Source organism: Bradyrhizobium cosmicum, assembly GCF_007290395.2.
GTDB classification, from domain to species: domain Bacteria; phylum Pseudomonadota; class Alphaproteobacteria; order Rhizobiales; family Xanthobacteraceae; genus Bradyrhizobium; species Bradyrhizobium cosmicum.
In genome coordinates, this window is sequence record NZ_CP041656.2 from 758509 (window position 1) to 770377 (window position 11869).

At 66.0% G+C, this 11869-nt stretch carries 10 protein-coding genes; 9 read left to right on the top strand and 1 reads right to left on the bottom strand.

Features of this window, described 5'->3' with window-relative positions; genetic code table 11:
• The first annotated feature begins 128 nt into the window (after window positions 1-128).
• The 3 genes from FNV92_RS03540 to FNV92_RS03550 are packed head-to-tail and all read left to right on the top strand — an operon-like array spanning window position 129 to window position 4602.
• Entirely contained in the window at window positions 129-1220 is a 1092-nt protein-coding gene (locus FNV92_RS03540) for an efflux RND transporter periplasmic adaptor subunit (protein WP_168213372.1), read from the top strand.
• A complete protein-coding gene (locus FNV92_RS03545) occupies window positions 1220-4294 on the top strand; it encodes an efflux RND transporter permease subunit (RefSeq protein WP_143842195.1) in 3075 nt (1024 codons plus the stop codon). The genes FNV92_RS03540 and FNV92_RS03545 overlap by 1 nt, the downstream gene beginning before the upstream one ends.
• The gene (locus tag FNV92_RS03550; protein WP_143842193.1) at window positions 4291-4602 is read left to right on the top strand and encodes a DUF3240 family protein; all 312 of its coding nucleotides are present in this window, start codon (window positions 4291-4293) and stop codon (window positions 4600-4602) included. Before FNV92_RS03545 ends, FNV92_RS03550 begins: the two co-directional genes overlap by 4 nt.
• A gap of 82 nt (window positions 4603-4684) precedes the next feature.
• Here the strand turns inward: FNV92_RS03550 and FNV92_RS03555 are convergent, their stop codons facing one another.
• The gene (locus tag FNV92_RS03555) at window positions 4685-6262 is read right to left on the bottom strand and encodes a winged helix-turn-helix domain-containing tetratricopeptide repeat protein (RefSeq protein ID WP_143842191.1); all 1578 of its coding nucleotides are present in this window, start codon (window positions 6260-6262) and stop codon (window positions 4685-4687) included.
• Window positions 6263-6402: 140 nt separating this feature from the next.
• On the opposite strand from FNV92_RS03555, the gene FNV92_RS03560 reads away from it, so the two are divergent.
• From FNV92_RS03560 to FNV92_RS03585, 6 genes are all read left to right on the top strand, one after another.
• On the top strand, window positions 6403-7152 hold the full coding sequence (locus FNV92_RS03560) for an SDR family oxidoreductase (RefSeq protein ID WP_143842189.1): 750 nt from the start codon (window positions 6403-6405) through the stop codon (window positions 7150-7152).
• A gap of 51 nt (window positions 7153-7203) precedes the next feature.
• Complete coding sequence (locus tag FNV92_RS03565; protein WP_143842188.1) at window positions 7204-8157, top strand: helix-turn-helix domain-containing protein; 954 nt, start codon at window positions 7204-7206, stop codon at window positions 8155-8157.
• 136 nt (window positions 8158-8293) lie between these two features.
• Window positions 8294-9283 (top strand): alpha/beta fold hydrolase, encoded by a 990-nt coding sequence (locus FNV92_RS03570; protein WP_244623772.1) that lies wholly within the window; start codon window positions 8294-8296, stop codon window positions 9281-9283.
• A gap of 40 nt (window positions 9284-9323) precedes the next feature.
• Window positions 9324-10529 (top strand): NAD(P)/FAD-dependent oxidoreductase, encoded by a 1206-nt coding sequence (locus tag FNV92_RS03575; protein WP_143842186.1) that lies wholly within the window; start codon window positions 9324-9326, stop codon window positions 10527-10529.
• Window positions 10530-10566: 37 nt separating this feature from the next.
• Window positions 10567-11523, top strand: coding sequence for an MBL fold metallo-hydrolase (locus tag FNV92_RS03580; RefSeq protein ID WP_143842184.1), 957 nt, complete (start codon window positions 10567-10569; stop codon window positions 11521-11523).
• 100 nt (window positions 11524-11623) lie between these two features.
• Window positions 11624-11860, top strand: coding sequence for a GNAT family N-acetyltransferase (locus FNV92_RS03585; RefSeq protein ID WP_244623771.1), 237 nt, complete (start codon window positions 11624-11626; stop codon window positions 11858-11860).
• The last annotated feature ends 9 nt before the right edge of the window (window positions 11861-11869 follow it).

An 11869-nucleotide genomic window follows, 5' to 3' on the forward strand; every position in this document is an offset into this window, starting at 1 on the left:
ATGCCCCCGGATTGATGCAGGTCAACACCCCCGGATCCATCCGGACTATCTAAAGTCCGTAATCACATTCGAAGTTTGCATTGATGCTCTCGCTCCCTCGCGTGAAGTGCCCGCGGCGCCGATCGCGGATGCTGGGCCCAGTCCTGCTTGCACTCGCCAGCCTGCCTTGCGCTGCGATCGCCGATGACGAGGTGAAGCTCACCGCGACGCAGGCTCAGAACCTCGGGGTCCGCGTGACCCATCCGATCTCGAGCCGGACCGATCAGACGCTGCCCTATCCGGCGCAGATCGTAATTCCCACCCCGCAATTATGGGTGGTGAGCGCGCCGGTCGCCGGCATGGTCACCAATCTGGCGGTCGCGCGCGGCGATCGGGTCATCGCTGGACAGAAGCTGGTAACCCTGCAGAGCCCGAGCTTCGTCTCGCTGCAGCGCGACTATCTGCAAGCCGTGGCGCAGGAGGTTCTCGCCAACAACCAGTTGAGGCGGAATGCCGATCTGTTCGAGGGCAAGGCGGTGCCTCAGCGCGTTCTGGAGGCCAGCCAGACCGAGGCTCGCCAGGCCGGCATCGTGCTGGCCGAGCGGCGGCAAATGCTCCATCTGAGCGGCATGTCGGACGAGGCGGTCTCACGCCTGATCAACGACGCCGCGATCAGCGCCACGCTGACCGTCCACGCGCCGCAGGCGGCTTCCGTCGTCGACATCGCGGTCTCCCCGGGGCAGCGGCTGGAGCAGGCAGCGCCGCTGGTGAAGCTGGCGCGGCTTTCACCGGTGTGGGCCGAGATTGCAATTCCCGCGTCGAGCATCCGGGCCGTTCAAGCCGGCGCTAAGGTCGAGATCGAAGGCTATGATGCGCCGGGCCGTGTCATCCTGGTGTCCGAGACGACCGACGCGGCAAGCCAGACCATCCTCGTTCGCGCGGAGATGCCGAACGAGGGCGGTGGGCTGCGCCCCGGCCAGACCGCAACGGCGCGCATCAGCTTTCTCTCCGCGGGCGAAAGCGCCTGGGAGATTCCCTATAGCGGCCTCGTTCGCCGCGGCGAGCAGACCTCGGTTTTTGTGGCCATCGCAGGCGGCTTCCGTCTCGTTCCCGTCACGTTGCTGGCCGAGGACCAGGATCACGTTGTGGTCGCCGGCCCGATCAGCGACAAGGACGAGATCGCAATCGGCGGCATCTCGGCATTGCGGGGCATTCTCTCGCGGCTCGGAGCTGGCCAGTAATGCTGCAGCGTCTGGTCGCATTTGCGCTGTCGCAGCGGCTGTTCGTTGCACTCGGCGTGCTGCTGCTGGTCGGAGCCGCTGCGGTCTTTCTCCCGGGCCTTCCGATCGACGCCTTTCCGGACGTGTCTCCGGTGCAGGTGAAGATCATCATGAAGGCACCGGGCCTGACCCCGGAAGAGGTCGAGCAGCGCATTACCGTTCCGATCGAGCTCGAGCTGCTCGGGCTTCCCGACAAGAAGATTCTCCGCTCCACCACCAAATACGCGCTGGCCGACATCACCGTCGATTTCGAGGACGGCACCGACATCTACTGGGCCCGCAACCAGGTCTCCGAGCGGCTGTCCAACATCGCGCGCGATTTTCCGGAGGGCGTCAGCGGCGGACTGGCGCCGATCACCAGCCCGCTCGGCGAGATGTTCATGTTCACCATCGACAGCGCCGAATTGTCGCTGGCCGAGCGGCGAACCCTGCTCGATTGGGTGATCCGCCCCGCGCTGCGCACCGTCCCAGGCGTTGCCGACGTCAATTCGCTGGGCGGCCATGTGCGGGCGTTCGAGATCGTTCCCCTGGCCGACGCGCTCGCCGCCCGCGGGATTTCCTCCGAGCTGTTCCGGCGGGCCATCGAGGCCAACAGCCGAAACGACGGGGCCGGGCGCGTGAACCAGGGCGAGGACAGCTCGCTCGTGCGCATCGAGGGCAGCATTCGCACCATCGACGACATCAGGGCCATCGTCATCGACACCCGCGAGGGGGTTCCGATCCGGGTCAACGACGTGGCGCGCGTCAGGGTCGGCGCGCTGACGCGCTACGGGGCCGTCTCCTCCGATGGCCATGGCGAAACGGTGGAAGGCCTCGTGCTCGGCCTGCGCGGCGCCAATGCCGGCCAGCTCGTGCGTGACGTCCGCGCGCGCCTCGAGGAACTGCAACCGTCGCTGCCGAAGGGCGTCTCCATCAACGTGTTCTACGACCGCAGCCGGCTGGTCGGGCGTGCGGTCGGAACGGTGGTGCGGGCTCTCGGCGAAGCCACCGTGCTCGTCGTGGTGCTCCTGCTGCTGTTTCTCGGCAATTGGCGCGCCTCGCTGGTGATCGCGCTCAGCCTGCCGCTGGCCATCGTCATTGCGCTTCTTGCCATGCGCGCGGTCGGCATGTCCGCCAATCTGATGAGCCTCGGCGGCCTCGCCATCGCGATCGGCATGCTGATCGACGCGCTGGTCGTCGTGGTCGAGAACATCGTCGGCAATCTCGGCAAGCACGAGCCCGGAAAGGGCCCGCCGTTGATCCATATAATATTCCGGTCGGTGTGCGAGGTGCTGCAGCCGGTCGCCTCCGGCGTCCTGATCATCATCATCGTGTTCGTGCCCCTGCTGACGCTGCAGGGGCTGGAGGGCAAACTCTTCATTCCGGTCGCGCTCGCCATCATCTTCGCGCTGGCCGGCTCGCTGCTGCTGGCTCTCACCGTGGTTCCGGTCGCGACCTCCTTTCTGCTCAAATCCGCGAGCCATGGCGATCCGCTGCTGATCCGCCTCGCGCAGCGTGTCTATGCGCCGGCGCTGGACTGGGCCCTGGAGAACGAACGCAAGGTCGTCTTCGTCGCGCTGCTGGGGCTCGTCGCGGCAGGCTACGCCTACACGCAGCTCGGCAAGACCTTCATGCCGACCATGGATGAAGGCGACGTCATCGTCAGCGTGGAGACGCTGCCGTCCGTCAATCTCGATGAATCCATGGCCATCAATGCCAGGCTGCAGGCGGCCCTCATGAAGGTGCCTGACGTGGCCGGGATCGTCGCCCGGACCGGCTCGGACGAGCTCGGCCTCGATCCCATGGGGCCGAACCAGACCGATACGTTTCTGGTGCTGAAACCCGTGGATGAGAGGAAAACCCGGGACCGGACGGAATTGCTTCAGGTCCTGCGCGACGTGCTGGCGGATTTCCCGGGCCTGTCGCTCAGCTTCACCCAGCCGATCGACATGCGCGTGCAGGAGATGATCAGCGGCGTGCGCGGCGACGTCGCGGTCAAGATCTTCGGGACCGACATCGGCCAGCTCAACAACATCGCGACGAAACTCTCCGCGATCCTGTCGAGCATCGATGGCGCTGAAGACGTCTACACGACCATCAACGAGGGCGCCCAATACTACACGGTCGCGGTCAACCGGATGGAAGCCGGGCGCCTCGGCCTGACCGTGGATGCCATTTCCAACGCGCTGCGCACCCAGATCGAGGGACGAATCATCGGGACGGCGCTGGAGGACGGCCGCCGCACCCCGATCCTGGTCCGGGGCAGCGAGACGACGCGGGAGGCGCCGACCCTGCTCGCGAGCCTGCCGCTGACGTTGTCGTCCGGCCAGCACGTCGCGTTGTCGCAGGTCGCCCGCATCCAGCGGGTCGATGGCCCCGTCAAGATCGACCGCGAGAACGGCAACCGGATGAGCGTCGTCCGCGCCAACGTCCGCGGCCGCGACATGGTCGGGTTCGTGCAAGCGGCCCAGCAGAAGGTCACGACCGAGCTCCCGCTGCCGAAGGGCTATCGGCTCACCTGGGGCGGACAGTTCGAGAACCAGCAGCGCGCGGCCGCGCGGCTGTCGATCGTGGTACCGGTCGCGATCGGCCTCATCTTCGTGCTGCTGTTCACCACCTTCGGCTCCGTGCGCCATGCCCTGCTGGTGCTCGTGAACATCCCCTTTGCGCTGATCGGCGGCGTCTTTGCGCTGGTGTCGACCGGTGAATATCTGTCGGTGCCGGCGTCCGTCGGCTTCATCGCGCTGCTCGGCATCGCGGTCCTGAACGGCGTCGTGCTGGTCTCGTATTTCAATCAGTTGCGCGCGCACGGTCTGGCCGAGGAGCGCATCGTCATCGACGGCGCCAGGCGGCGGCTGCGGCCGGTGCTGATGACCGCGAGCATCACTGCGCTCGGATTGATCCCGCTGCTGTTTGCGACGGGGCCGGGATCGGAGATCCAGCGCCCCCTCGCCATCGTGGTGATCGGGGGCCTGTTGTCCTCGACGCTGCTGACCCTGATCCTGCTGCCGATCCTGTATCGCCGGTTCGGCGGCACTGCCAAGGCGGCCAGATGACCAGCGAAGCGGTCTGCCTCACCCTGATCGCCGCGCGCCAGCTTCGCGACGAGCTGTTCGACTATCTCAGCGAGCAGACTGATCTGGTGCCGGGTTTTACGGCCTCCGATGCCGCGGGACATGGCGCCAACGTGCGGCTGCAGAGCCCGGAGGAACGCGTCAAGGGACATGCCGACCAGGTGCTGGTCCGGATCGTCCTGCCAAACGCTGCTGCCGAGCGCCTGCTGGAGCGGCTCAAGGTGTCGTTTGCCGGGACCAACCTCGTCTATTGGGTGATGCCGGTGGCGGACTTCGGCATCATCGAGTGATGGCTGGCGGTGCTGCGCGCGCCGGAGCGGTCGGTACGGCCGGGATGTCCTCACTCCAGGAGTGAGCGCACCGACGTGCCTCTCACTCGGGCAAGCCCGCCAGCCGCAAGCCGTTCGCGAGGCTGGCGCGATGCTCCGGACGCCGGATCGGTATCCAGCCATCGAGCCTGGAGATGCGAAACGCAGGATCGAGCTTGCGCAGATGATCCGCAGCATCCCGCGCCTGCTCCGCTTGTCCGGCGAGCCCGTGACAGGCGGCGATGATCACCGCGACGAACACGAAGCTTGGCAACTGCCGGAGAGATTGTTCACCCCAGGACAAGGCCAGCTCGAAACGTCCGGCAAACAGATGCGACATCGCCATGCCGGCCTGCATCCGGAACATCTCGGGATCCAGCGGGCTGAACCGCATGGCACGGGTCAGGAACTCGATTGCAGCTTCGGGATCGCCGCGCTCGGCCCGCAGGAAGCCTCCTAGGAACCAGGCCGCCGCCAGGTTCGGGTTGAGCAACAGCGCCTTGTCGAGCAGTGCGAGGGCGCCGTCCACGTCGCCGGCGAGATGGGCGAGCGTGTGTCCGGCCCGTGTCAGCGCGACGGCGTCGTCCTTGCCCAACTCCATCGCCAGACGCGCCAGCCGGATACCCTCGGCGGACTCCCGCGGCTGATCGGTCATCCATCCGTTGATCTTGCGCCAGCAATGGCACCAGGCCGCCATGGCATGGGCCGAGGCGAACTCGGGATCGAGTGCGATGGCCTTGTGAAACAGCGGCAACGCGTCGTCGATCGCTTCTCGCGTGCCGCGGTGCAAATGCGGCATGGCGCGCAGATAGTGATCGTAGGCGCTGAGATTGCCGGTCGGTTTCCGCCGGGCGCGCTCGATCTCGGCGCGCTCGAGCTGGGAGGCGATCGCGCCGACGATGCTGATTGCGATCTGGTCCTGCAGCTCGAAGATGTCATCGAGCGTTCCTTCAAATCTTTCAGCCCATAGGTGGATGCCTGTCGCGGCGTCCACGAGCTGTCCCGTGATGCGCACCCGGCCTGCGGCGTGACGCACGCTGCCTTCGACGACATAGCGCACGCCGAGCTCGCGGCCGACCTGCTTCTCGTTCACGGTCCGGCCCTTGTAGGTGAAGCTCGAATTACGGGCGATCACGAACAGCCAGCGGATGCGCGACAGCGCGGTGATGATGTCTTCCACCACGCCGTCGGCAAAATAATCCTGCCCGGCGTCGCCGCTGAGGTTTCGAAACGGAAGCACCGCAATCGACGGAGAATCCGGCAGCGACAGGATCGGTGCGGGGGCTTCGATCGCGATGGCCGACGGTGCAGCCGCCGCGCGCGCGAGCGGCGCGTCCTCCCGGACGTCGCCGACGAAGCGCATCCCCTTGCGCGACACCGTCCGGATCAGGCGCTGCTCCTTGCCGGTATCACCGAGCGCCTTTCGGACCGCGTTGACGTGGCTCGTCAGCGTCGATTCGGAGACGATCCGGCCGTCCCAGACGGCCGCCAGCAGATCGTCGCGGCTCACCACCTGGTCCCTGTTGCGAACCAGAAAGAGCAGCAGGTCGAACACCTTTGGCCCGATCGCGACGAGCTCGGTGCCGCAGGTCAACTCGCGCCGTTCGGCGTCCAGGCAATAGTTCTCAAACAAGAAACGCAAATCCACGCTCCGCTTGGACGGGAAGCCAAGGAAAATTGAAGGCTAATTCAGGCCGGGTGCAAGGCTTTCCCGTCCGCATGCGCGCATCCTCGCGTCAGTCACAAGGCCATCGTTGGCCGGAAAAATCGAGGAAAATCATCATGAAGATCGTCATCATCGGCGGGACCGGCCTGATCGGAGCCAAGCTTGCGGCCGTGCTTTGTGAAAAAGGCCACGATGTCGTTCAGGCCTCGCCCCGCTCGGGCGTCGACGCCGTCACGGGCGAGGGTCTCGATCGGGCCCTTTCGGGCGCAGACATCGTCGTGGATGTCGCGAACTCACCGTCCTTCGAGGACCGCGCCGTTCTGGCGTTCTTCGAAACGTCGACGCGCAATCTCCTTGCGGCCGAGGCCGTCGCCAAAGTGCGGCATCACGTCGCGTTGTCCATCGTCGGGACCGATCGCCTTCCGGAATGCGGCTACTTCCGCGCCAAGCTCGCACAGGAGAATCTGATCCGCAGTTCGACGATTCCCTTCAGCATCCTGCGCGCCACCCAGTTCTTCGAATTCATCGGCGGCATCGTCGATTCCTCATCCGACGGCCAGACCGCTCGGCTGTCACCCGCGCTGTTTCAACCGGTGGCCTCGGACGATGTCGCAGCCGCGCTGGCCGATGTGACGCTCGCCGATCCCATTAACGGCATGATCGAGCTCGCCGGCCCGGAGCAACTGAGCCTCGACGAATTCGGCCGCAAATACCTGGCCGCGACCAGGGACCCGCGCAAGGTCGTTGCCGATATCCACGCCCGCTATTTCGGAGCGGAGCTGGACGACCGGTCGCTCACGCCCGGCAGCAACCCGCGGATTGGCGCCATCCGCTTCGAGGATTGGCTGGGCACGCGTCGCAAGTAGCGCGCGGCCTTCATCACGCCCGTCTGCCGCCGAGCTTGCGAGCCCATTTCCATGACCAAGCCTGTCTCGCACGATCGCTCGCGGGAGGAGCCGGCGGCCACGTCCGAGCCGCGCCAGGCGTCTCCAGCCGCGGCCGATCGGCCCCTCGCCGATGCGGAAATGGCCCGCGTGCTCGGGACCGAGCCGTTCCGCATGGCCCTGGACTCCTCCGGCGGCGGGATCGCGCACTGGAGACACGACCCGCTGCACGACGTCGTCGCGCCCATGACCCATCATGTGATCATGGCCTACAACGGCGCGGTGCAGCGCATGGAGCGGCGTTCGGGACGGTTTGTCTCGGCCGGCACGTTTCGTCCCGGGGTCGTGATCATCATTCCGGAGGGCGCGAGCTCCAGATGGGATATTCCAAAACCGGTCGATGTCGTTCAGCTCTATCTTCCGCACAAGACGCTTATGCGCGTGGCCGATGAAGCCGACACGGCCCGGCCGATCGATCTGCTGGAGCGCACGGCGCATCCCGATCCCATCACGTCCCGGCTGCTGCTGAGCGCCGCGGATGTGCTGGAAGGCAATGAAACTCTCGACTCGCTTTTCCGGCAGCAACTGACGGACCTTCTGGCGACGCGTCTGCTGGCCGCGCATGCCGGCGCGCCGAGCACGGTCCGGCCGGTTGTGGGCGGGCTGGCACCGAAGGTGCTGATGCGCGCTATCGAGCGCCTCCGCTCGGAGAGCGATGCGGATGTTTCGCTTGCGACGCTCGCTGCGGACGCTGGCCTCTCGCGCTTCCACTTCTGCCGGGCCTTCAAGGAGAGCACCGGGCTCTCGCCCCATGCCTGGCTGCGCCAGCACCGGCTCGAGCAGGCGATGCAGATGCTGCGCGAGACCGACGCGTCGGTCGTCACGGTCGCCGCCGCGCTTGGCTACGCCTCCCAGACCGCGTTCGCCGCTGCATTCAAGCGGCTGACAGGCGAGACTCCGACCGGTTGGCGCCGGCGTGGGCGCTAGAGCGTTTCGTGCGAATTTGAAAATTGGTTCGCCAGAAGAGCAATCGCTCTGCAATCGCAGCAACGGCGCTGGGGCAGCGGCACATCCGGTTGGCTAGATCAGCAGCATGCCTACGCCAATCACACGGAGAAGAAGAATGGCCTGGAACGTCCCGCTCAATCAGCTTGCGAACACCTCGCGCCGGAAGGTCCTCGCGACCTCGGTCATGTCTGCGATTTCACTCTCCGTCCGCTCCTCGACGGCGACCGGCGAGGAATCCAGCCGCTCGACATCCGCCGCTCAATGGATCGATCCGACGACGTCGGTGACGACGAAGGACGGCGTACGGATCTTCTACAAGGACTGGGGACCGAAATCCGCCCAGCCGATCGTCTTTCACCACGGCTGGCCGCTTTGCGCCGACGACTGGGACACCCAGATGCTGTACTTCGCCGGCAAGGGATATCGCGTGATCGCGCACGATCGCCGGGGTCACGGGCGTTCGAGCCAGGTCGGCGACGGCCACGACATGGATCACTATGCGGCCGATGTCGCGGCGGTCGTCGACCACCTCGACCTCCGCAACGCCATCCATGTCGGACATTCCACCGGTGGCGGCGAAGCCGTACGCTACGTCGCGCGGTACGGCCGTGATCGCGTGGCCAGGCTGGTGCTGATCAGCGCGGTGCCGCCACTGATGCTGAAGACGGAAGACAATCCCGGCGGCGTGCCGATCGAGGTTCTCGACGATCTGCGTCGGCAACTCGCCACCAACAGGCCGCGATTCTATTTGGATTTCGCGAGTGGTCCCTTCTATGGCTACAACCGCCCGGGCGCCGCGGCATCGCAGGCAGTGATCTGGAACAGGTGGCGCCAGGGCATGATGGGCGGCGCCAAGGCGCACTACGACGGCATCAAGGCTTTCTCGGAGACCGATTTCACAGAGGATCTGAAGAGCGTCGCGGTGCCGACCCTCGTCCTGCATGGCGACGATGATCAGATCGTGCCGATTGCCGATTCCGCGCCGCTGTCGGCGAAGCTGCTCAGGAACAGCAAGCTCAAGATTTACCAAGGATTGCCGCACGGCATGTGCACGACCCATGCCGGCGTCGTCAACGCCGAGCTGTCGGCGTTCTTCGCGGCGTGATCGTTCCGCATCGATCCGTTCAAATCACAGGAGATATCACATGCGACTGGTCATCATTGGCGCCGGCTTCGCCGGCATGTACGCCGCACTGTCCGCTGCTCGGCTGCGTGACATCAAGGGCGCCTCGCCCGATCAGCTCGAGATCGCGCTGGTCGCACCACAGCCGACACTCGTTGTTCGCCCGCGGCTTTACGAGCCAAAGCCCGAGACGTTGACGGCGCCACTGCTGGACGTGCTCAAGGCGGTCGATGTCGTCTACGTGCAGGGCGCCGCCGAGACGGTGGATACCAAAGCGCGCGAAGTGGGCATTGCGACGCCCGGTGGGAAGCGAACGAAGCTCTCCTATGATCGTCTGGTCGTGGCCACCGGCAGCCGGCTGTTCCGCCCGAACATTCCCGGCCTTGCCGAGCACGGCTTCAGCGTCGACTCGCTCGACGACGCGATCGCGCTCGACCGGCATCTGCAACATTTGGTGAGCTGGCCGATATCGGACATGCGCGACACCGTCGTGATCGCGGGCGGCGGATTCACGGGCATCGAGGCGGCAACCGAAATGCCGGCGCGACTCTGCAAGAGCCTGGGCCGTGACGCTAGGCCGCGAATCATCATCGTCGAGCGCAACACGGCGATTGCGCCCGACATGGGTGAAGCTGCGCGTCCCGTCATCGCGGATGCGCTGAAGCAGGTCGGCGTGGAGACCCGGCTCGGTGTCGGCGTCGCTTCGCTCGACAAATCCGGCGTCACCCTGTCCGACGGCGAACGCATCGAGACCGCAACGGTGATCTGGGCCGCGGGCATCCGGGCCGCACCGTTGACCGCGCAGATTCCCGGCGAGCGCGACAATTTCGGCCGGCTGCTGGTCGACCGCGATCTGCGCGTGCCCGGTGTGGCCAGTGTCTTCGCCACCGGCGACGCCGCGCGCGCGGCCTGCGACGATGCCGGCAACTACGCGCTGATGTCGTGCCAGCACGCGACGCGGATGGGCGCCTTTGCCGGCAACAACGCTGCCGCCGAGCTGCTAGGCGTTCCGACCAGGCCGTATCACCAGAAGGCCTACGTCACCTGCCTCGATCTCGGCGAAGCCGGCGCTCTGTTCACGCGCGGCTGGGAGCGGAAGGTGGAGATGGTCGGCGATCAGGCGAAGAAGACGAAGCGCGAGATCAACACGGTCTGGATCTATCCGCCGCTCGCCGAACGCGCCGCCGCGCTGGCGTCGGCCGATCCGGAGCGCGTCACCGATCTCTGAACACATCATCAGCGCCAAGCGCCAGGAGTTCTCAACGATGAATCGAGCCATCCGCAACACCCAACAGGAGACGACCATGAATCTGCACGACACCCCGCACCTCGCCGGACCGCAGCCCGAAGAGCTGGTCCCGTCGCGCTACGCCTTGAAAGTCGGCGACATCGACGTGCTTGTGGTCAGCGACGGCGTGCTGCCGCTCCCGACCCAGATGCTGGGACACAACGCCGCCCCATCCGTCCGCGCCGCCTGGTTGAAGGACATGTTCCTGCCGCAAGACGCGTTCGACTGGGCTCTGAACGCGGTCGTTGTCCGCAGCGGCGACAGGACCATCCTGATCGACGCAGGCCTGGGGTCTGACCCGGACCTGCATTTGCCGAGGGCCGGGCAGTTGATCAGGCGGCTGGAGGCGGCCGGCATCGATCTCTCCTCCGTGACCGACGTGGTGCTGACCCACATGCACATGGACCACGTCGGCGGCCTGCTCGTCGACGGTGTGAAGGAGCGGCTGCGGCCCGACCTGCAGCTTCACGTCGCGGCCGCGGAGGTCGCGTTCTGGGAGGCGCCTGATTTCTCCCGCACCGCCATGCCGGAAGGTTTTCCGGACGCGCTGCGGGCGGCGGCCAGGCAGTTCACCAGGATGTACCACAACCAGTTGCGGCAGTTCGACGAGGAGCACGAGATTGCGCCGGGCGTTGTCGTCCGTCGCACCGGCGGCCACACGCCCGGGCACAGCATTGTCCGCCTGACGTCCGGCGCCGATGCGCTGACCTTCGCCGGCGACGCCGTCTTTACGGTCGGCTTCGACCACCCTGACTGGTTCAACGGGTTCGAACACGACCCGGAGGAGGCCTCCCGCGTTCGCGGCCGGCTCTTGCGGGATCTGGCGAAGACCGGCGAGCTGCTGGTCGCCACGCATATGCCGTTCCCGTCGGTCGGGCACGTGGCGCGCGACGGCGACACCTTTCGCTTCGTGCCGGTGTTCTGGGACTACTGATCGCGTGCCGGCTTGGGCGCGCGCACTCATCACTGTGATGAGTGCGCGTCCCCGCTTCGGTTGAAGGATATCGGGTCAGGACGAGGCGGCGTTTCGCAAGATGTTCGTTGCGGCTCCGTTCGCGGACCGGCGGGTGGCGGGAAAGCTTCTCGATACGCTGCTGGCGCATGCGCAGCCGGCGCGTGAGCGCAATCTACCTCGGCACGACCGACAAGTTTCTTGCCGCGCATCGATCTTACGAGAAGAGAAACTTCAAGGAAGTGCAGAAGGCGGAATTGCCGGCGTCGCTTCCGGTGATGTCGTCGACTCGAAATTCTATGTTCTGCGCGGCCCGTGAGGCCCGGTT

Bases quoted from the DNA above. Each gene is read 5' to 3' on its own strand.
- FNV92_RS03540 (WP_168213372.1), top strand. From the start codon at position 129: ATGCTGGGCCCAGTCCTGCTTGCACTCGCCAGCCTGCCTTGCGCTGCG.
- FNV92_RS03545 (WP_143842195.1), top strand. From the start codon at position 1,220: ATGCTGCAGCGTCTGGTCGCATTTGCGCTGTCGCAGCGGCTGTTCGTT.
- FNV92_RS03550 (WP_143842193.1), top strand. From the start codon at position 4,291: ATGACCAGCGAAGCGGTCTGCCTCACCCTGATCGCCGCGCGCCAGCTT.
- FNV92_RS03560 (WP_143842189.1), top strand. From the start codon at position 6,403: ATGAAGATCGTCATCATCGGCGGGACCGGCCTGATCGGAGCCAAGCTT.
- FNV92_RS03565 (WP_143842188.1), top strand. From the start codon at position 7,204: ATGACCAAGCCTGTCTCGCACGATCGCTCGCGGGAGGAGCCGGCGGCC.
- FNV92_RS03570 (WP_244623772.1), top strand. From the start codon at position 8,294: ATGGCCTGGAACGTCCCGCTCAATCAGCTTGCGAACACCTCGCGCCGG.
- FNV92_RS03575 (WP_143842186.1), top strand. From the start codon at position 9,324: ATGCGACTGGTCATCATTGGCGCCGGCTTCGCCGGCATGTACGCCGCA.
- FNV92_RS03580 (WP_143842184.1), top strand. From the start codon at position 10,567: ATGAATCGAGCCATCCGCAACACCCAACAGGAGACGACCATGAATCTG.
- FNV92_RS03585 (WP_244623771.1), top strand. From the start codon at position 11,624: ATGTTCGTTGCGGCTCCGTTCGCGGACCGGCGGGTGGCGGGAAAGCTT.